The following is a 20,482-nucleotide window of genomic DNA, read 5'->3' as shown; positions in this document are numbered from 1 at the left end:
CTAAGTGTGCCAATCTGATGGCTTACCACTAGAGACCCGGTGTTTGTTCTGAAGGCCGCGTCACAGCTGGGGTCTTGGTGTCTTGCTGAAAAAGAGAGACTGCTGTTGCGTTATTGTTAGTGCTTTCAGTGCGCGCTTTTTGTGCACCAGAGAAATGCTCTGTGCATGGGTGTGCATTAAAATGGCGCGCGACAAAATTGTGTTCATAAAAACTGAGAGGCGTCCCTGCCTGATCAATCGAATTTCCTAGTCTTGGAGGACAACCAATAGGTCGCCCGCATTGACTTGATTGCCCGGCTCGCAGTGAATGCTGCTTACGGTCGCAGAACGGTCGGCGCAGACAGAAAATTCCATTTTCATGGCCTCCACAATCAGCAGTGGTTGGTCTACCTCCACTGTCTCACCCGGCTCAACCAGCAGCTTCCAAATACTGCCGCTGATGTCAGCGGTCACAGCGTGGCCGTCCACCTCTACGGGTCCGGAGGGTGCTTTGGCTTGCAGCGCTTTTTCAACTTCCTGCTCTTCATCCGCTTGCCACAAGGCAACTTCTTCTACATAGGCGGCATGCTGTTTGGTTTGGAACTGGGCAATGCTGTCGGCGTTGTCTTTCAGGAATTGTTCATGCTCGGTGATATCGAAGTACTCTTCTTCAATACGAATGCTAAGCCGTCCCTCACGGAAGGCCTCCCGCTGTTCGGTCAGTTCTTCTTCGGTGACTGGGTAGTAGCGCACCTGATCAAAAAACTTCAGCAGCCAGGGTTCGCCGTTCACAAACACTGGGCTTTTCAGGAATTTGTTCCAAATGGGCAGGGTGCGGCCCACCAGTTGATATCCACCCGGTGAATCCATGCCGTAAATGCACATGTATACGCCGCCTATGCCCACGGTGCCTTCGGCGGTGTAGGTGCGTGCGGGGTTGTATTTGGAGGTCAGCAATCGGTGCCGCGGGTCAATCGGTACGGCACAGGGCGCGCCCAAGTAAACATCACCCAATCCCAGTACCAGGTAGCTCGCGTTAAACAGTACATCGCGTACGTCGTCGATGCTGTCGAGTCCGTTGATGCGACGCATAAACTCGGTGTTACTGGGCAGCCAAGGGGCCGTGTCGCGCACCGATTGCCGGTACTTAGCCACGGCGTCCAGCGTGGCGGAATCTTCGAAGGCCATGGGCAGGTGAATGATGCGGCTGGGTACGCGCATGGTGTCCACGGGGGGCAGGGTTGCCTCCGTGTTAAGCAAGGTTGCCACCAGGTCGCGCTGATGAACGATACGGCTGTCGTAGTTTACTTGCAGGGATCGAACACCGGGCGATAATTCGATGATGCCGTCCACCGGGTTCTCTTTGAGTGCCTCCATCAAGGCGTGCACACGCAGGCGGAAACGCAGGTCCATTTCCAGCGGGCCGTATTCAATCAGAATGTATTTGTCCCCGGCTTGACGATACACCACTTGTGGTCGGTCTTCGGTTTCCGGGAGGTTGGCCAGAATGCACGCGGACAACTCATGTTCGGGCGCTACCACTGGGACGTTCGTAACAGGCGGCTGCTCGGTCAAACTTTCCATGGCGCGGTCGGTGGCCAGTTCCATGGCCAAAGCGGTATCAAAGCTTAGGCGTTTAAAACGAATTTTATCGCCGGGTTTTACCTGGCCCACTTTCCAAAGCTCGGCCTTGACGATGGTGACCGGGCAGACGAAACCACCCAAGCTCGGGCCATCTTTGGTCAAAATCACCGGCATGTCGCCGGTAAAATTGATGGAGCCTACGGCGTATTCGGTGTCGTGAATGTTAGAGGGGTGCAGGCCGGCTTCGCCGCCGTCGCTGCGCGTCCAAGTGGGCTTGGGTCCGTTCAAGCGAATGCCCAAACGGTTGGAGTTGTAGTGCACTTCCCAAGCGGTGTTAAAAAACATCTCGATGGCTTCGGGTTGGAAAAAGTCCGGTGCGCCATGGGGGCCGTAAAGTACACCGATTTCCCATTCGCAAACATCGTTAACGGGTTCAGGGTATTGGGGAATCAGTCCACTCGGTGCCGCGGCGGGCTCATAATCCGGCGCGGGTGTTGTGCAGGCGGGTAGCTCCGGGTTGCTAATGGGCAGCATGTCGGTGGCGCGCAGGGTGCGGCCAGCGTGGCCACCAAACTGACCGAGTACGAAGGTGGAGCGGCTGTCCAAATACAGAGGCACGTCCAAACCGTTGCGCACGGCTAAATAAGAGCGGCAGCCTTTTGCGGCCTTGCCCACGTCTAATACTTGGCCGGCTTTGGCGGTCACCGGCTGCCAGAACTCGATCGGTTTACCATCCAAAGTCGCCGCTGATTCGCCGCCGGTTAAGGCGATGACAGTGTCGGTATGAAAACGCAGTTTTGGTCCGATGAGGGTAACTTCCAGGCCTGCTGCACTCTCATGATTGCCAACAATACGGTTGGCCAGCCGGAAGGCGTAATCGTCCATGGGGCCGGAAGGCGGTACGCCTATGCCCCAGTAGCCAGCGCGGCCGGGGTAGTCTTGCACGGTGGTGTAGGTGCCCGGTTGTAACACTTCGATGACCGGCGGCTGGTAGTCAAAGCTGGCCAACTTGTTGGTGGCCACGTCGCCGTTGGCAAAAAAATCGGAGGCGACGATTTGGCGCAGGTAATCCAGGTTGGTGGCGATGCCCATGGCCCGGGTGTTGTTCAGGGCGCGGCTCATATTGGCGATGGCATCGGCGCGGTCTTTTCCGGTCACAATGATTTTGGCAATCATGGGGTCGTAGTAGGCGGACACTTCTGTTCCGGTGGCCACCCAGGTGTCTACCCGCGCTTCTTCTGGGAACTGCACGTCCGTCAGTACACCGGGGGAGGGTTGGAAGTCGCGCACTGGGTCTTCTGCATAGAGGCGCACTTCTATGGCCGCGCCTTTGGGTTCGATGGGGGTGTTTAAGTCCGGCGCTTCACCCGCCGCGGTGCGAATCATCCATTCCACCAGGTCGACGCCGGTGCAGGCTTCGGTGATGGGGTGTTCTACTTGCAGACGGGTGTTCACTTCCAGGAAGTAGAAGTCGTCCCGTGCGGCGTCGTAGATGTATTCAATGGTGCCGGCGGAGCGATACTGGACGGCTTTGCCCAGTTGTACTGAGGCGTCCAGTAGGCGTTGTCGGGTGGTGGGGGGCAGATGCGGTGCGGGTGTTTCTTCGACGACTTTTTGGTTGCGTCGTTGCAGGGAGCAGTCGCGCTCGCCCAGTGCTAAAACTCCGCCTTTTCCGTCACCAAAAATTTGTACTTCGACGTGGCGAGCGTTATCCACAAAGCGTTCGATGAAGACGCCGCTGTCGCTGAAGAAGTTTTGGCCCAGGCGTTTGACGCTTTCGTAGGCTTCCACTAGGGCAGCTTGGTCGTCGCATCGGGTTAGGCCGATGCCGCCACCGCCGGCGGTGCTTTTGAGCATGATGGGGTAGCCAATGCGTTGCGCGGCTTCGATGGCTTCTTCTAAAGATCCTAGAAGTCCGGTACCCGGGGTTAGGGGTACGCCGGCGTGTTCGGCGATGTCGCGGGAGGTATGTTTTAATCCGAATTCGCGAATCTGGTTGGGTGTGGGGCCGCAGAAGGCGATGCCGGCGGCTTCGCATTGTTCACAGAAGTCGGCGTTTTCGGATAAAAATCCGTAGCCGGGGATGATGGCCTGGGCGCCGGTTTCTTTGGCGGCGGCGAGGATTTTTTCGGTTTTCAGGTAGCTTTCGGCGGCGCTGTTGCCGCCCAGTGGCACGGCGATGTCGGCGGCGTCCACGTGGGCGCTGTTGCGATCCGCGTCGGAGTATACGGCCACGGATTTGATGCCCATGGTTTTTAGCGTCTTGGCGATGCGGACGGCGATTTCGCCTCGGTTGGCGATTAGGACTGTGTGGAACATGTGAGTTATCTCCCCAGTATTATTTATTTGTGCCTGTCTTGTGGTGGCGCTTGCTGGTGTTGGTTCTCCATGGCGCTGTTTTGAAGCGCTGAGAGTTGGCCGATGGGGTCAGGCTTTCTGGAAACGCGGTGAACACATCCCTGTAGCTCCCGCGCGTCGTCCGTGACGCGAGGGTTCCAGAAAGCCTGACCCCACCGGCCTTGCTGCCAATCGTTACTTATCATGTGGCGTTACGTTGGGTTGGGCTTACTGTGCGGCGCGCTGTCGTTCTTCTTCGACATGCGCCAGATAAATCGCAACCTTCTTAATCAATTCAAAAAATAAAATTCCATTAATTCGCTTTCAGCGCCTGAATGTATGCTCGCCAGCCACCCAAATGTGTTATGTCCTCTGCGCCTTCCGCGGCAGCACCTTCACAGATAAACCCTTTCACTTGACGGCCATCGTTGAGTGTCAGGGTGCCTATGCCGAGGGGAGCTGGAATCAAGGCGACAAAACTCCCGAACTGTTGGACGGGTATGTCCCAAAGCTCGACGATGATTTCTTTGCCTTGGCCACTGCGAATCAAACCGGGTTTCGGCGGAGTGGTGTTGGGCAGGGCGAATAATTGGTATTGATCGGCGGTGTGGGTGCTTTCCACAAAGCGGGCGTTGCGTTCGGTCAATTGGCTGTTGAGCGGCATGCCGGTCAGGTGCGCGCCGACGACGGCGAGGCGCACGTAGCCTTCGGGTGCGCTTGTGGCTTCTGTTGTTGACGGTGCGTTTCGGTCGGTGGCGCCCAGTTTCCAGGGGGCGGCTTTTTGCCAGCGGTGGCCGAATTCGGCCAGGGCGGCGTCTTGCCATGCGGGGCCTATCAGGGTGATGCCGAACGGCAGGCCGTCGGTGCGAATGCCGGCAGGTAGGGCCAAAGCGGAGCAATCGGCCAGGTTGACGAAGTTGGTCCAGGTGCCCAGTTGGCTGTTAACGCCCACGGGATCTTTGGCTACGTCGGCGATGGTGGGGAGCCGTGGTGAGGTGGGCACTACTAGGGCGTCGACGCTTTGCATTAGGGTTTGAATTTCCCGCGCTAACTCGGCGCGCCGATATTCGGCCCGGTAGGCGTCGGTGGCGGTAAAGCGTTCGGCCTGTTCGATGATGCCTTTGACTACGTCGTTCATGTCGTCGGCGTGGTCGCGCATAAATTCGGCGATGGCGGCGTGACGCTCGGCTACCCAAGGGCCGCCATAGAGCAGTTCGGCCAGGGCACGCATGGGGGTGAAGTCCAAGGGCACCAGTTCGACGTCCAGGGTTTTCAGCTTCGCCAGGGTTTTTTCCCAGGCGTTTTGTGAGGCGTGGTCGCCAAACCAGAGCGGGTCGCTGGGTATTCCGAAGCGCGGTTTTTGGCTTAGGTATACGGGAGGTGCTGGCGGCTTGCGGGAGTAGCCATCGGCCGGGTCAAACGCTTCCAACGCGGAGGCTACGGTATCGGCGTCTTGAACGGTTAAGGCAAATATCGATACGCAGTCCAGGCTGCGGCAGGCGGGTACTACGCCCAGTGTACTGAAGCGGCCTTTGGTGGGTTTTAGGCCGACAATGTTGTTAAAGCCTGCGGGTACTCGGCCGGAGCCGGCGGTGTCGGTTCCCAAGCTGAACGGAAACAAGCCTGTGGCTACGGCCACGGCTGACCCGGAGCTGGAACCGCCGGAGACGTACTCGGGGTTGAAACTGTTGGGCACGGCGCCGTAGGGGGAGCGTGTGCCAACAAGGCCGGTGGCGAACTGATCCAGGTTGGTTTTGGCCAGTACGATGGCTCCGGCGGCTTTTAAGCGCGCGACGGTGGTGGCGTCCTGTTGGGCAACGTAGGTATAGGCGGGACAGGCGGCGGTGGTGGGCAGCCCGGCTACGTCGATGTTGTCTTTTACCACAAAGGGTACGCCATACAGTGGCAGGGTTTCGGGGCTGCCAAGCGTTGCCAGCCGCTCCAACTGAGCGTCTAGCTCAGCTTCTGAAATAATGTAAATCCAGGCTGGGTCCTCTGGCTTCAAGTGGCTGCGCAGTTCGTGCAATGCGCGGCGCGGATCCAGGGATTGCTCAGCATAGGCGTGCGCCCATTCACTCAAAGTCCAGCCATTCGGATGCATTGGGGTTCCTTATAAATACCATCTTGTATACAAGCCAGTATTCAGCAGAAACTGTGCCAATGGGGCGGATAGGCCCTGTTAGGGTATGGTGACGCCGGTAGAAATATTGGAAAAACAGTCGCTTAGGGATGCTTACTTACGTCGAGGTCAACTTGTCTTCCGCTCCATTGAGTTGAGATTTTGTGCGCCCCAATTGGGCGCCCTGTTGAGAGGCTGAACAAAAATGGTGCAACTTGGATCCTTTAAGCCTGAGGTCGGGAGTGACTTGCCAACGCCGATCGCGGTAGAGTGAAGCTCTGGTTTTTGTGCAATAAGCAGTGGGGAAGTGTGTCAATGTCCATGAATTGGGAGCAGCTTCTGAGCGCCGAGCGTTTGGGTAACCGGCCGGCGAAAAGTGAAGAGGGGCGCTCGGCCTTTTATTCGGATCACGACAAGATTATTTTTTCCGGCGCATTTCGTCGCCTAGCGCGCAAGACGCAGGTCCACCCGTTGGTCACCAACGACCATGTGCACAACCGCCTCACTCACAGTCTGGAAGTCGCCTGCGTGGGTCGTACATTGGGCATGCGCGTGGGCAACGCGCTTAAAGCGAAGGGCGATTTGCCGGCTCACCTGGAGCCGACCGACATCGGCGATATCATTCAGGCCAGTTGTCTGGCCCACGATATTGGCAACCCACCGTTTGGCCACACGGGCGAAGAAGCCATTCGCAACTGGTTTCAAAAAGACGGGGCGCATTATCTGGCCAGCTTGAGTGAGCCGGAGCGTGATGACATCCGGCTTTTCGAAGGTAACGCTCAGGGGCTCAGAGTGCTCACCACTTTGGAGTACTACCAGTACGAAGAGGGCATGCGCCTGACCTACGCCACTTTGGCGGCCGCCATCAAATACCCCTGGTGTTCTACGCCAAGCATTCAAGGGCAGCGCCCTAAGAACAACAAATACGGTGTGTTTCAAACCGAATTGCCGTACTTCCACGAAATTGCTCGTCACAACGGTTTATTGCCTCAGGGTGATAACTGGTACTGCCGTCATCCGTTGGTGTATTTGATGGAGGCGGCGGATGACTTCTGTTATTGCATTCTGGATTTGGAAGACGGCCTGGAAATGGGCATTCTCAATTGGCCGGAAATCTACGACATACTGCGTGCGGTTATTGACCCAGCGCAGATTCGTGACCTGGAAAAAAGCCTGGCGCGCGTTGACGACGGGCGCAAGCCGGCCATTTTACGTGGCAAGGTCATTGACGCTTTGATTGATGCTGGAACCCAGGCCTTTGTTGATCATCAAAAACAATTCCTGGCCGGAGAAGTGCCGGGGGATTTGATTTCTCTGTGCGACCCGCCGGTGATGGAAGCGGTGCAAGCGGCCAAGGATTTGGCGCGAGAGAAGATATTCAACCACGCCAAGCGCGTGGAGCTGGAGATCGGCGCTTACAATACCATAGGCACTTTATTGGGCACTCTGTGCGGCGCTGTGGATGCTTTGTTGGGCAATCCCGGTGAAGCGACTTACAAAGATCACCGAGTGCTGGCGCTGATCGGTGATAACAATTTTCACCCCTCAGTGTTCGAGAAGCGCGGCAGCTACAAGTACCAGGCGTTGATGGCCGTTATTGATTACATCAGCGGCATGACCGATAACTACGCCACCAATTTGGCGAAGCAATTTAATGGTATGGGAAACAGCAGCTAGCAGACCGTTGAAAATCTGCCTTAGCGCTGGCTTCCCGCTTCGCGGGTGCGCCTATCTCCCGCCTTCGGGTGGTCGTGTGTTGCCAACGTTTTTTACTAGAGCGCCTACTTGGGCGAACTACGGAACCTTTATGAAGACGTTATTCTACGTGAACAGGTTGTACCGTCACGCTTTATTGGTGTTGCCGATGCTGTGCTTGAGCCCTCTGGCGTCGGCCGACTTCTGGGACCCTTTCGCGTCTCCTGACCAGCGCCGTTATGTACAGGCGGAATTGGGTAGCGTGCCGGTGGAGCCGGTACACCCAACCGGTACGGAACCAGCCGCTACCGCATCCGCATCGGTCCGCACTTTTGGTTTGGTGCTGCAACGTGCGGAACAGTCGGGACAGTTCCAGTATGGCCTGGAAGGTGGAATTCGTGCGGGTTACGGCAGTAATCGCGAAATGTTTGTGCGTCTGGCCGGAACCGGAAGCAGTGTTAAAGTCAGGAGCGATTTGTGGATGGGTGATCTCACGTTTGGCGGATTTTTTAGTATCCGCGCGGCGGAGCGTTTGCGTTTCTATGTTTCTTCTGGTCCTGCACTCTATTGGGGACGAGCGAGCGGTGGTGACCGGGATACCTCGGTGGCACAGGCCAACGGACCCGCCGTAGTTATCGATCTTACCGAGAACGGTGATGACCTGGGTGTGGCCTGGTACGCCCGAGCGGGGGTAGAGTGGATGTTTTCCCCGCGCACTCATATTGGCGTTAGTGTGCGAAAAATGGATGCGCGCATGGACTTTGGCAGCCGCGGTCGCGTGCATATGGACGAGCCTTCCTATCTTGTGACGCTGGGGTACGTGTATTGATGCAACCCCAGGAGAATTCCAATGCCGGGCAGTCATGGTGGGCCTGGCTGTGGTACCAGCGCCGCGTGTGGTTACTTCTGCCCTTACTGGTGGCGTTTCCATTATTTTTTATCGGTGGCCCCGAGTGGGTAGCGCCACGCTTTTATCGTGAACTGTGGAGTCAGGGGCACATGGTGTTTTTTGCCGTGTTGTCGCTTTGGCTGGCCAGCGTGGTGTCAATGCATAGCCCACGTCGCTGGTTGATATTAAGTGTGGCGGTTCTGGTTGTCGGTGTCATTATTGAAGGGATTCAATCGCAAATCGGTCGTACCGCCAGCTGGGAAGATGTGGTGCGCAACCTGATCGGCACCTGGTTGGGCCTCTTTTGGAGTTTACCGGCCGACCGGCGTGTTTGGGTTGGCCGTTTGCTGGCGAGCGTGCTTCTGTTGTGGCAACTGTCGGGATTGGCCTCCCATGCTGTGACTCATTACCATCGCATCCAACAATTTCCGGTTCTTTCCAACTTTGAAAGTGGGCACGACGTGAAAGCGTGGAGTGGGCAAGTTGAACGAGTGACAGACCCGGTGCGGGAGGGCAGCTACAGCTTGGCGGTGCATTTGAGCACCAAACGTTTTTCCGGCATTGGGAGTTATACGTTGCACCGTGACTGGCGTGGCTATGATGAATTGGTGTTCGATCTCTACAACCCAGGTGACGAGACACTGCCAATCAACTTGCGCATCAATGACCGTCAGCACGAAAAGGACCGACCCCGTTACGCGGATCGATACAACCGCCGCTTGGACGTACAGCCTGGCTGGAATGAGTATCGCATTTCTCTTGAGGACGTGCGGAGCGCGCCGGAAAGCCGAGACATGAATATGGCGGAAATTCAGCAGTTTCAGCTCTTTGTTCACAATCTGGAGCAGCCGCGCACCGTGTATCTGGACCATCTCCGTCTGGAGTAAAAATAATTGTTGGTCCCGAAGTCGAAAAGGCACCTGAATTGTGACCCATGATCAGATAACCATTCTCGCCATCCTGGCCGCGACGCTGGGGATGTTTCTATGGGGCCGCTGGCGCCACGATATGGTAGCTCTAGCAGCCCTGCTGGCGTGCGTTGTGGCGGGACTGATCCCCGATGAGCAAGCCTTTGAAGGTTTTGGTCACGGCGCCGTCATCACCGTTGCCAGTGTGTTGGTGATTAGTCGAGGCCTACAAATGACCGGCGCCATTGATGTTATGGCCCAGCGCCTGATACCTCAAAACTCAGGGTTGGGCTTGAGCATTGTCGCTTTAACAGGTCTCGGCGCAGCGTTGTCCGCGTTCATGAATAATGTGGGCGCGCTTGCACTGTTGATGCCCATCGCTATTCAGTTGTCTGGCAAACAGGGGGTACCGGCGGGTCGCCTATTAATGCCTTTGGCCTTCGGCACAATTTTGGGAGGTATGACTACCCTTATCGGTACGCCTCCGAACCTGATCGTGTCCGGGTTCCGTGCCGAGCAAGGGGCGGGCGCCTTCAATATGTTTGACTTCACGCCTGTGGGTGGCCTGGTGGCCCTAGTGGGTGTGGTGTTTATTGCTCTGCTGGGGTGGCGCTTAGTACCTAAGCGAGTAGCGGCCAGTGTCGAGAGTTTTGAAACCGCCACTTACGTTACTGAAGTGCGCGTGACCGAAAAAAACAAAGTGGTCGGTAAAACGCTTGGCGAAGTGGAGCAACTGCTCGACGAAGGTGATGCCCAAATCATCGGGATGGTGCGCCATGAAATGCGAGTCTTGGCCCCACGCTCGGGCCGACTTGTACAGGCCGGGGATATTCTGGTTCTGGAAGCGGAACCCGAGTCTTTGTCTTCGGTTTTATCCAGCCTCGGTTTAAGCTTGGAAGAAGCGGTTGAAGGCCCGCAAGACAATGCCACCGAAAGGGCGCAGCAGACTGAGCGGGACAACAGCGAAGACAGAAAAGACAGTACAGACGGCAACAAAGAAGACACTGAGCGATCTTCACTGGAAGACAGCGACATCGCCATACAGGAATTGGTCACGAAAACCGATTCAACGCTCATTGGCCGCAGTGCCAGCGACATTAACCTGCGTGCGCGTTACGGCGTGAACCTTTTGGCTTTGTCTCGCCAAGGGCGCCGCTCCGTTAAACGCTTGCGAACCACCCCAATCGAAGCCGGGGATGTGTTGCTGATGCAAGGCCCGGCGGACTCTCTCGGCGCCTTTGCTCGCGAGTACGGTTGTATACCCTTGGCCGCGCGCTCCGTCGACATTCCCAATAAGAGCAAGGCAATCATCGCCGTGGGCATTTTGATGGCGGCCGTGCTGCTGGCAACGTTGGGCTGGCTTACGGCCGCGGTGGCGTTCGCCGGTGCGATGCTGGCTTACATGGCGTTGCGTATCATCCCTTTGCGCTCAGTGTATGAATCCGTCGACTGGCCGGTTATCGTTCTGTTGGCGGCCATGATGCCGGTGGCGGGTGTGATGGCCAACACCGGTGCGGCGGACCTGGTGGCTGTCTGGTTGCTGGAGCTGTTTTCGTTTGGCGGCGCTGTTATGGCTCTGGTGATTATTATGGTGGTCACCATTGTGCTTTCCAGTTTCATGAACAACGCGGCCACTGCGGCGGTTATGTGCCAGATCGCGATCAGCAGTGCAGATCAGTTGCAGGTAAATGCCGACACGTTTCTCATGGCGGTCGCCATTGGAGCCTCTTGTGCTTTCCTGACGCCTATTGCTCACCAGAATAACACTCTGATTTTGGGTCCCGGCGGTTTTCGGTTTGGCGACTACTGGCGTCTGGGGTTGCCCATGGAGATCATCGTAGTCGCTCTGGGCACCCCGCTGCTGCTCTGGATCTGGCCCCTGCATTGAAAATGTTACCATTTGTGCTTGGAATGACTTCCTAATAACTTATTACATTTGTCACAAGCATTTAATGATAGGGTCCACTTGGCGGCACCCTTAATGTTCCCTATTCTGAATGACAATAAACGTCACTTTTTTAATGCGCCCATACGTACTTTGCTATACGTCTGAAACGGTGCTTCAATAGCCAGCGGCAGTATGGTGCGCGGACAAATTAACCAGGAAGTCCCCATGAAGAATAAGACCGAACTCATGTCCCAACTGCGTATTGATCGGGACGACGAACCGCAATCCCCGCACAAGTGGCCAGGCATCCTCGCCGCCACCCTGGCTGTGTTTTCAGTGATCGGTTTGATTTGGCTGTTTTCCTCTCCCGAAACCCACGCCGTAAAAACTCAAACGGCACGTGTGGCCAGCAGCAATGCTGCGGGCTCCAGCGTGCTGGACGCCACCGGTTATGTCACTCCCCGCCGCTACGCCACGGTCTCCTCGAAAGTCACGGCTAAGGTGCTGGAAGTTCTTGTAGAAGAAGGCATGACGGTGGAGGAAGGCCAAGTGGTCGCCCGCCTGGACGATTCAAATCATCGCCGCTATCTGGCGGTGGAAGAAGCCGGTTTGGCGCTGGCGCATGCGCAGCTCGAGGAGACCCGGGCGCGCCTCAGTGAGGCTGAACGTGCTCACGAACGTGTTTCTGTCATGTTCCAGCGTCAACTGGTGAGCGAATCGGATCTGGATGCCGCCAGCAGCAACGCGGAGTCCCAGCGCGCCCAATTGTCGGCCCGTCAGGCGCAAGTACTCAGTGCGCAACGCCGGGTGGAACTGCAGCAGCAGGAGCTGGACGATCTGGTGCTGCGCGCGCCATTTCGTGGTGTCGTGATTTCCAAAGATGCCCAGCCCGGTGAAATGATTTCCCCGGTATCCGCTGGTGGCGGCTTCACCCGTACCGGCATTTGCAGCATCGTGGATATGGATTCGCTGGAAATTGAAGTGGATGTTAACGAGAGCTACATCCACAGAGTGAAAGCGGGTCAGCCTGTCACCGCGACTTTGGAAGCCTACCCCAATTGGCAAATTCCCGCCCGAGTGATCGCCATTGTGCCCACGGCCGACCGGCAAAAGGCCACCGTGCGTGTGCGTGTGGGCTTTGAAGAACTGGACCCAAGAATTTTGCCGCAAATGGGCGTGCGCGTCGCCTTTTTGGAGCGCGATGCCGAGCAAGAGGTCGAGGCGCGCACGGATATCATCGTGCCAGCGAATGCGCTTTTGGATCTTAGCGGTACTCCCCACGTGTACGTTGTGGCCGATGGCCAAGCGCACCGGCGGGACGTCACTGTGGAGCGGCGCAATGAGCGCGAGTTTTGGGTCAACGCCGGCCTGTCGCCGGGTGAGTCTTACATCATCACGCCGCCTTCGAGTCTAACCGACGGAGCCTTGGTGACCGTTCAATAACAGCACTATAGATTTTTCTTCTACTTCGATCGAAATAACAACAGGGGAGTACACTTTATGTCACAGGCAACTTCAGCGGCAGCGCCGCAGCCGGCTCCGGATCAAGATGAGATCTTGGTGGAGCTTAAAGACATCAGTAAGAGCTATCGCAAAGGCAAGGAAGAAGTCCCAGTCTTGACCGGCTTGAACCTGGATATTCGTCTGGGTGATTTTCTCGCCTTGATGGGGCCATCAGGCTCGGGCAAAACGACCTTGTTGAATTTACTGGGCGGCCTCGATAGCCCCACCGGCGGAATGCTTAAAATTGCCGGGGAGCGCATCGATCAGTTCAGCGCCGGGCAACTGACCCGCTGGCGTGCTCGACACGTGGGCTTCATCTTTCAGTTTTATAACCTGATGCCCGTACTCACCGCTGAACGCAATGTCGAGTTGCCCTTGCTGCTCACCAAATTGTCCGCCAAACAGCGCAAGAAGCACGTCGCGGCGGCATTGGAGTTGGTGGGTTTAAAGGATCGCGCCAAACACACGCCCAGTGAGCTGTCTGGTGGGCAGGAGCAGCGCGTGGCCATCGCCCGGGCGATCGTGTCCGATCCCGATTTGCTGCTGTGTGACGAACCCACGGGTGATTTGGATCGAACCACAGCCGATGAAATTCTTCAGTTGTTGCAGAGCCTCAACCGCGAGCAAGGTAAAACCATTGTTATGGTAACTCACGACCCTCGCGCCGCTGAGCACGCGCAGAGGACCCTGCATATGGACAAGGGCGCGCTGATTACGGGGCAATAAACATGAAATATCTCTATTTCATTTGGAAAAACCTCGTGCGCAAAAAATTGCGTACGACACTTACTGTGCTGTCCATCGTAGTCGCCTTTGTATTGTTCGGTGCCTTGGGCTCCATCAATGCCGCCTTTACCCAAGGCGCGGAAATTGCCGGCGCCGACCGGCTGATTACGATTCATCGCGTTTCATTGATTCAGAGTTTGCCGTACAGCTATGTACAACGTGTACGCGGCGTGGACGGTGTAGCCAGAGTCAGTCACGCCAACTGGTTCGGCGGCTATTACCAGGAACCGCGCAATCAGTTCGCTCAGCTTGCGGTGGATGCGGAGAGCTACTTCGATATTTATTCAGATGTAATCAGTCTTCCGGAAGAGCAGATGCAAGCTTGGCGGCGAAACCGCATGGGGGCTGTTATTGGCACCAGTTTGGCGGAGCGCTTCGGCTGGGAGGTGGGCGACCGGGTACCCCTAATGTCCATGTTCACTCGTGAAGGAGGGCAGCGGAACTGGGAGTTTGTCATTGAAGGGATTTTTACCGCGGAATCGTCCGGGGCGGACAGCGGAAGTATGTTGTTTCACTATCAGTACTTCGATGAAGCGCGGGAGTGGGATAAGGGCACCGTTGGTTGGCTGATGATCGAGGTGGAAGATCCCGACCAAGCGGCGCGCGTGGCCGAAGAAGTTGATGCTCTGTTTGCCAATTCACCCGCTGAAACTCGCACCAGTACTGAGAAGGCGTTTGTGGAGGCTTTTCTGAGGCAGTTTGGCGATATTGGCACGATTACCACCCTTATTCTTGGGGCGGTATTTTTTACCATGTTGTTGGTGGCCGCCAATACCATGTCCCAGGCGGTGCGTGAGCGAATCCCGGAAATGGCCATACTCAAGACATTGGGGTTCACCAATCACTCGGTGTTGCTGATGATTCTGGCCGAGTCGCTGCTCATGGTATTGATTGGTGGGGGCCTAGGTTTGTTGCTGGCGGGCGTGTTGGTGCAGGGCGCGGCGGGCGAAATGGCCGCCTTTCTGCCGGGCTTTCATATGCCCAGCTCGGTCTGGCGGGACGGTCTGATCGCCATGGCCATCATGGGGCTACTGGCTGGTATGGCACCGGCCGTGAAGGGCATGCGCCTGAACATTGTCACCGCCTTGGGGAGACGTTAAACATGAACGGACTGACGCAAATTATAACCGTGTGCGCCATGAACATTCGCAACCTACCGGCGCGCTTAGGTTCATCGGCAGTGGCGGTGTTTGGTGTTGCCTGTGTGGTGGGGGTGTTTGTGGGTGTTTTATCCATGGCCTCTGGATTTCAGCGCACCATGACCCTAGCCGGTTCTGACGATGTGGCCATTATCATGCGCTCCGGCGCAACTTCTGAGATGAGCAGCGGCCTGGGGTATGACGAAGTTCAGTTGCTTGAAAACGTGCCGGGCGTGTTGCGCCAGGATGGCCGACCGGTGACCTCGGCGGAGTTGTACGTGGTGGTCGATATGCCCATGCGCGCCACGAATACCAGCGCCAATGTACCTTTGCGCGGCGTTCAGCAGGGTGCTTTCGAGGTGCGTGACAACATCGAGTTCATAGAGGGCCGAAACTTTGAAACGGGTCGCAATGAACTGATCGCCGGCCGTGGTGCGCATCACCAGTTCGCCAATTTGAACTTGGGTTCGACGGTTCGACTGGGACAAAGCGAGTGGACTGTGGTGGGCATCTTCGCCGCCGGTAACGGAGCAGCGGAATCCGAGCTTTGGGCCGATGCCAGTACAGTTCAGTCCGCCTATAGGCGTGGGAACAGTTTTCAGAGTATGCGCCTAAAGTTGGATTCGGAGCAGGCGTTTGAAAGTCTAGTGGCCGCTGTGGCCAGCGACCCGCGTTTAGACGTGGATGTGCAGCGGGAGTCGACTTATATGGCAGATCAGGCCGAACCCTTGAGTGTGTTTATTCGCGGTGTCGGTTATCCCCTGGCGATACTCATGTCACTAGGCGCCATCTTTGGCGCGATCAACACCATGTACGCGTCGGTGTCGGCGCGGACCCGGGAAATCGCCACCTTGCGTGCGCTTGGGTTCGGCGCCTTCCCGGTAGCGTTTTCCACGCTGGTTGAGTCGATCCTTTTGGCATTGGTAGGCGGCGTTATCGGCGCTTTGGTGGTGTTTCTGGTCTTCAACGGTTACACAGTCTCCACCATTAACGGTGCCAGCTTTAGCCAGGTGGTGTTTGATTTTGCCGTAACGGGTGACCTTTTGTACCAAGGGATGGTGGCCGCTGTGGTGATTGGTTTCATCGGCGGCCTGTTTCCCGCCCTGCGCGCCGCTCGTCTGCCTGTGGCTACCGCACTGCGTGAGACCTGATGCATCCCGCTTGACCCGGCGAGTGGCCGGGTCAAGCCTTCGGTGCTGTAAATTTCAAACTCACTGATCCCTTTCCCATTCCATTGAATTCTTGCCGTCGTTCGTAAACAAATATTCGTACACCCCTCGTTTCATGCCTGGCTGCAGAATATATGTCTTGGCCAAACGAAATTCTCCCAGAGCTTTTAGTAGACTCGCCGTCGTAAATGGAAATTCGGTGACCGACGCTTTCTTGTTGGCGGTAATCGACACGCGTTGGTTATCGACGATGCGAAATTGCTGTGGGCTATGCGGCCTATCAGCGCCCGAGTAAGTGATGGCGAACAGAAGGCTATTGGGTTTCAGGTGCGGCCGAAGGCGTTCGCGGATGGTGAGAATTTGCTGTTGGCTGCAAAAATTGAAAATGTCCCAGGCCAGGATGACATCAAACTTCAAGTCTGCCTCGAACTTTAATGCGTGGTTCATGAGGCCAGCAGAGTCCTCGCCAGTATCGGGTAGGAGCGACGGCACCAAATCGTCTCGGTAAACCCGCTCCGCGTACTGAAGTAAAAAGTCCCCGTTGCGGCCGCTTTTTCCTCCCAAGTCCAACACCGTGGAGTTTGGGTTTTGGCGGAGTACCTGGCAAATGTGCGCCAAGCCATGGGAGTGATGTAAGGCTCCGCCCTGGCTTGCAGTGTAAGGCGCCGCACTTAACTCGGCACAAGCCAATTGGCGATTTCCGGCACGCTGGGTGGGCCGGTAGCGAAGTACGTGTTCGCTCACACCGAGCGCCATGCCATGGTGGTTGACGTAGGACCCGTCCAGGGAATGGTCTGGCATGCAGCGCAGCGTGTCGGTGGTGTTCAAAGGCTGATACTTGCGCGGCCCGACAGGTCGGTCAGAGTGCAAGGCGACGCGATACTGATCGATAATTTGGCAGTGCCTCGGCTTGGCGGGAATGCGCTGGCTAGTGTAGCGCAAGAAATGCACCAACGTGTTGGCGTGGCAGTGCTGACTCAAGCGTTTCATAAGCCAGGCGATGGTGTCCGTATCCAGATAGTTAAACAGATCCCAGGCCAATATAACGTCGAAGTGTTTTTCTGGATCGAGTCGGGATAGCTCGGGCTCCAGTTGTTGCTGACAGGTGGCGGACTCGCCAGCCGATTCGGTGAGAAGCAGATCAATGCCCTCAAAGTGGATGCTGCAACCGAGCTGGGAGAAAAATTTGAAGCTGCCAGCCGAAGGTGATCCGAGGTCCAGGATACGGTTTCGCAAGGAAGTTTTAAGTTCGTTGTAGACGGCCGTAAGGCCAGGTGAGCGGTGCAGCTGAACCTGGCAGGCTGTGGGTGGGCTTTGTGCGCAAGTGGGATCCGGGACTGAGTTCATGGCACTCGCGTGAATCGCCTCAGTAACGGGGCGCCTTCAGTGGCACCACCGGGTGGGTGATTTCGGATTAGCGACAGCGTCGCCAATCCGATCCTGGCTACGATTGTTTTTCAGCTTGCGGCGGTAGCGCCTCGGCCTTGTCCTGCTTCGGAACGGCCAAAGACGTTTTGGGTTTTTCCGCCACAGGCTCCGGTTCCATATCCATATCAATGGAACCGCGGAACTTGGCTCCATCTTCCAGGGTCACGCGCTCAGCTTTCACGTTGCCGCGCACATTGCTTGAGGTTTTGATGGCAATGCGTTCCTGAGCAAAAATGTCCCCTTCAATGGTACCTTCGATGGTAATCGTCTTGGCGGTAACGTTGGCTTTAATGGATCCTTGGGGGCCGATGGTCAAGTGGTTGCCCTTGAGGTCAATGGTGCCCTCGACTCGACCCTGAATCAGTAAATCCTCCTCGCCCATAAGCTCACCCTTAAAGGTGATCTTCGAGCCAATGACGGCCGCGGGTGACGATGCCGGCGCCTCAGCTCGCTCGGCGTTGCGCGCGGCGGACGCGCTTCCGGAGTTTACATTTCTCGCATAGCCGATGACCGGCTCGTTGGCAAAGTCATCCTGGTCTACTTCTGAATCATTTTTGTTTAGACGCATCGGGTTACTCCTGTCGTTTTCTTGAGAGGCGTTGTCGCTAGGGGAACGGTTCGGTCCGTTCCGGGCAAAGGGGAGGCGGGAAAATATGCCATCCATCCGGTCACACCTTATTGAGAAGGGTTAAGGGGTCGCGCATTCATTGAGCTGGGGCTGAGCTCACAGCAAAGCACCAAGTTTGACTGGCGTTATGGCTGAGCCCATTAGTAATTCATAGCTGCTGGAAGAGGGGTTCGCTGCCAAAAAGTACCGTTTTTTCACAAAGTGATAACTGGTCAGCAAATTTGAATGAAGGGCAGGGCGGTAGGCACGGGAAGTGCAGCACTTACAAGGCAATCCCTTGCCTTGGGACCAGCATCGTATGGCTAGACTTCCTGGTCAGACCATACGGCGTACTCATTGCCACTGGGATCGCTGAAGTGAAATCGCCGCCCGCCGGGAAAGGCAAAGATAGGTTTAACAATGGACCCGCCGGCGTTGTCAACCGCACTCAGACAAGCATCCAGATCCTTGCTATAGACTACGACCAAGGCACTACCGTTGTTGGTGTTCATCACCAGGTTGGAGCGAAAAAAACCACCGTCCAAGCCTGCGCCTGACAGCGCCGTATAATCCGGCCCGTAATCAACAAATGACCAGCCAAAGGCCTTGGTGAAAAACGCTTTGGTAGCCTCAATGTCCCGGCAAGGCATTTCCACGTAATCAATATTTCCCTTTGTGCTCATGATCTCTCACCTGATTGTGTTAACGGTCAATGGATTGGAAGCGCTAGGGATTGCTGGGGGTAACCCGTAGCACTTTTCCTTGCTCACTGTCAGTGAGCAAATAGATCGCGCCCTCGGGGCCGGTGCGTACATCCCGAATACGGGCCTCCAGCTCAGCAAATAACGGCTCGTGTTCTTCAGCTGTTTGATCACCGAGTGTTACCCGGTGCACTTGTCTTGACGCCAGACCGCCAATGAGAAAACTGTTCTGCCACTGGGGAAATAAATCCCCGTCATACAGTGTCATTCCGGATGGCGCCACGGCCGGCGTCCAGTGCAGCAGCGGTGAAACCATGCCCACTCGTTCGGTAAACGGCGTAACGCGTGCGCCCGTATAATCCAATCCGTGGGTCACCACTGGCCAACCGTAGTTTTTTCCCGCTTCAATAATATTAATTTCATCTCCACCTCTGGGGCCATGCTCGTGGCTGATCAGGCGTTCGTTTTCTGCGTCGTAAACGAGTCCTTGAACGTTGCGATGGCCATAACTATAAATCTCTGGTCGCGCGTTCACCAATTCCAGAAAAGGGTTGTCCTCCGGCGCGGAGCCATCCGGGTTTAAACGCACAATGCTGCCTAAATGATTGTTGATGTACTGCGCCTGCTCTCGGTAATCAAAGCCGTCGCCTAGAGTTAAAACCAGGGTGTTGTCTGGCAGCCACACCATGCGGCCACCATAGTGAGCATTGCCCATTTTCGGTGGGTGGGCGCGAAAAATTTCTTCCGCATCCTCCAGCCCATTGTCCGTCAAGCGAACTCTGGAGACGCAGGTATGATTGGCTTTGCGCGTGCCGCAGGCATAGCTGAGGTATAAGAGCTGACTGTGTTCAAAGTCGGGAGCCAGAAGAATATCTTTTAAGCCTGCCTGCGCGGAAGCGAATACTGCCGGCACACCGGGAAGCGGTTCGCGCTGGAGGCTGCCATCGGCATTTAATACGCGCACCCTCCCCACGCGTTCGGTGACCAGGGCGCGACCATCTGGAAGAAAGGCAATGGACCAGGGGTGCTCCAGGTTTTCAGCCAGTACCTCAATTTGGTAATCCACCGGCTCATTGCCAGTAGCCCAGGCGGGGCTATCGGGAATAAACCCTACACACGCAATCAGTAGCGCCAAAACTGGTGTGTAATGGCGTGCTTCCCGGTCAAACACCAATTTGTTCGTCAAGTATCCGAACAAGGCGCCAGCCAAAGCCGCACTGGCCAAAAGCGTCAAGGTGCCGGTTGTGCCTCGGGTGGCCGCAATCAATGTGGGCATGGGTGCCACGGCGTCCAAGCCGCGGATGGCCGCCCAAAGGCCAAAGGCGGCGGCCAAGGCGCATAATGGCGTGCGCCAGAAACGACCCGCCCATTGCCCCAGAAATAGCGCAGCGGGTAGGGAAACAACAAAACTGGCGCCGAGGATAAGCGCGTAGGTTGGCCCAAAATTCACCAGGTCCTGGAGGCTGGTGCGCAGACGCACCTCGGCGCTAATGCCTACTCCAAGCGACTGCAAGGCCGCCAGATTAAATTGCGTTTGAATCAGGCTGCCGAGAAGCGTGCCTACGAAAAGCACGATGACATAACACAGCAACAACTTTGGCCAGGGTTTGCTCATGTGGGTTCAGGTTCCTTTAGGTGGAGCGCATGGTGCGTAGAATACACCATACTATTGTTCCGTCGGTTTTGTAATGTTTGCTCAGGCGGCGCGGTTCGCTCTTTTGGGTCGGCTTGGATACACTGGCTGCCAATG

Annotated in this window: 14 protein-coding genes; 8 read left to right on the top strand and 6 right to left on the bottom strand. The window is 56.3% G+C overall.

What is annotated here, in order from left to right:
* Positions 1-246 precede the first annotated feature (246 nt).
* The gene (gene uca / locus RBH33_RS04095) at positions 247-3,882 is read right to left on the bottom strand and encodes an urea carboxylase (RefSeq protein ID WP_306730861.1); all 3,636 of its coding nucleotides are present in this window, start codon (positions 3,880-3,882) and stop codon (positions 247-249) included.
* A 331-nt stretch (positions 3,883-4,213) separates the two neighbouring features.
* Entirely contained in the window at positions 4,214-6,001 is a 1,788-nt protein-coding gene (gene atzF / locus RBH33_RS04090; RefSeq protein WP_306730860.1) for an allophanate hydrolase, read from the bottom strand.
* A 333-nt stretch (positions 6,002-6,334) separates the two neighbouring features.
* On the opposite strand from atzF, the gene RBH33_RS04085 reads away from it, so the two are divergent.
* From RBH33_RS04085 to RBH33_RS04050, 8 genes are all read left to right on the top strand, one after another.
* Complete coding sequence (locus tag RBH33_RS04085; protein WP_306730859.1) at positions 6,335-7,696, top strand: deoxyguanosinetriphosphate triphosphohydrolase; 1,362 nt, start codon at positions 6,335-6,337, stop codon at positions 7,694-7,696.
* Between the two features lie 130 nt (positions 7,697-7,826).
* Positions 7,827-8,543 (top strand): hypothetical protein, encoded by a 717-nt coding sequence (locus RBH33_RS04080; protein WP_306730858.1) that lies wholly within the window; start codon positions 7,827-7,829, stop codon positions 8,541-8,543.
* Positions 8,540-9,490, top strand: a complete 951-nt coding sequence (locus tag RBH33_RS04075; RefSeq protein ID WP_306730857.1) for a VanZ family protein — start codon at positions 8,540-8,542, stop codon at positions 9,488-9,490. The genes RBH33_RS04080 and RBH33_RS04075 overlap by 4 nt, the downstream gene beginning before the upstream one ends.
* Positions 9,491-9,530: 40 nt before the next feature.
* Complete coding sequence (locus RBH33_RS04070; protein WP_306730856.1) at positions 9,531-11,399, top strand: SLC13 family permease; 1,869 nt, start codon at positions 9,531-9,533, stop codon at positions 11,397-11,399.
* A 225-nt stretch (positions 11,400-11,624) separates the two neighbouring features.
* Complete coding sequence (locus RBH33_RS04065) at positions 11,625-12,842, top strand: efflux RND transporter periplasmic adaptor subunit (protein ID WP_306730855.1); 1,218 nt, start codon at positions 11,625-11,627, stop codon at positions 12,840-12,842.
* A gap of 57 nt (positions 12,843-12,899) precedes the next feature.
* Positions 12,900-13,628 (top strand): ABC transporter ATP-binding protein, encoded by a 729-nt coding sequence (locus RBH33_RS04060; protein WP_306730854.1) that lies wholly within the window; start codon positions 12,900-12,902, stop codon positions 13,626-13,628.
* Positions 13,629-13,663: 35 nt separating this feature from the next.
* Positions 13,664-14,788 (top strand): ABC transporter permease, encoded by a 1,125-nt coding sequence (locus tag RBH33_RS04055; protein WP_306730853.1) that lies wholly within the window; start codon positions 13,664-13,666, stop codon positions 14,786-14,788.
* Positions 14,789-14,790: 2 nt separating this feature from the next.
* Positions 14,791-15,978, top strand: a complete 1,188-nt coding sequence (locus RBH33_RS04050; RefSeq protein ID WP_306730852.1) for an ABC transporter permease — start codon at positions 14,791-14,793, stop codon at positions 15,976-15,978.
* 60 nt (positions 15,979-16,038) lie between these two features.
* On the opposite strand, the gene RBH33_RS04045 is transcribed toward RBH33_RS04050, so the two are convergent.
* The 4 genes from RBH33_RS04045 to RBH33_RS04030 all read right to left on the bottom strand — a co-directional run bounded on the left by RBH33_RS04045 (position 16,039) and on the right by RBH33_RS04030 (position 20,347).
* Positions 16,039-17,343 carry a class I SAM-dependent methyltransferase gene (locus RBH33_RS04045; protein ID WP_306730851.1) on the bottom strand — a complete coding sequence of 435 codons (1,305 nt, stop codon included), beginning with the start codon at positions 17,341-17,343 and terminating at the stop codon, positions 16,039-16,041.
* 97 nt (positions 17,344-17,440) lie between these two features.
* On the bottom strand, positions 17,441-17,992 hold the full coding sequence (locus tag RBH33_RS04040; protein WP_306730850.1) for a bactofilin family protein: 552 nt from the start codon (positions 17,990-17,992) through the stop codon (positions 17,441-17,443).
* Between the two features lie 362 nt (positions 17,993-18,354).
* Entirely contained in the window at positions 18,355-18,714 is a 360-nt protein-coding gene (locus RBH33_RS04035) for a VOC family protein (RefSeq protein ID WP_306730849.1), read from the bottom strand.
* A 43-nt stretch (positions 18,715-18,757) separates the two neighbouring features.
* Positions 18,758-20,347: a PQQ-dependent sugar dehydrogenase gene (locus tag RBH33_RS04030; protein WP_306730848.1), complete on the bottom strand. Its 1,590-nt coding sequence runs from the start codon at positions 20,345-20,347 to the stop codon at positions 18,758-18,760.
* Positions 20,348-20,482: the final 135 nt, after the last annotated feature.

Source organism: Marinimicrobium hydrolyticum (genome assembly GCF_030848505.1).
GTDB lineage: Bacteria > Pseudomonadota > Gammaproteobacteria > Pseudomonadales > Cellvibrionaceae > JAVDDU01.
The sequence above is the reverse complement of the archived record's forward strand: the minus strand, read 5'-3'. Positions and strand labels throughout refer to the sequence as shown.

Excerpts from the sequence above, each read along its gene's own strand:
- uca (WP_306730861.1), bottom strand. The coding sequence starts at position 3,882 with ATGTTCCACACAGTCCTAATCGCCAACCGAGGCGAAATCGCCGTCCGC.
- atzF (WP_306730860.1), bottom strand. The coding sequence starts at position 6,001 with ATGCATCCGAATGGCTGGACTTTGAGTGAATGGGCGCACGCCTATGCT.
- RBH33_RS04085 (WP_306730859.1), top strand. The coding sequence starts at position 6,335 with ATGTCCATGAATTGGGAGCAGCTTCTGAGCGCCGAGCGTTTGGGTAAC.
- RBH33_RS04080 (WP_306730858.1), top strand. The coding sequence starts at position 7,827 with ATGAAGACGTTATTCTACGTGAACAGGTTGTACCGTCACGCTTTATTG.
- RBH33_RS04065 (WP_306730855.1), top strand. The coding sequence starts at position 11,625 with ATGAAGAATAAGACCGAACTCATGTCCCAACTGCGTATTGATCGGGAC.
- RBH33_RS04060 (WP_306730854.1), top strand. The coding sequence starts at position 12,900 with ATGTCACAGGCAACTTCAGCGGCAGCGCCGCAGCCGGCTCCGGATCAA.
- RBH33_RS04050 (WP_306730852.1), top strand. The coding sequence starts at position 14,791 with ATGAACGGACTGACGCAAATTATAACCGTGTGCGCCATGAACATTCGC.
- RBH33_RS04045 (WP_306730851.1), bottom strand. The coding sequence starts at position 17,343 with ATGAACTCAGTCCCGGATCCCACTTGCGCACAAAGCCCACCCACAGCC.
- RBH33_RS04040 (WP_306730850.1), bottom strand. The coding sequence starts at position 17,992 with ATGCGTCTAAACAAAAATGATTCAGAAGTAGACCAGGATGACTTTGCC.
- RBH33_RS04035 (WP_306730849.1), bottom strand. The coding sequence starts at position 18,714 with ATGAGCACAAAGGGAAATATTGATTACGTGGAAATGCCTTGCCGGGAC.
- RBH33_RS04030 (WP_306730848.1), bottom strand. The coding sequence starts at position 20,347 with ATGAGCAAACCCTGGCCAAAGTTGTTGCTGTGTTATGTCATCGTGCTT.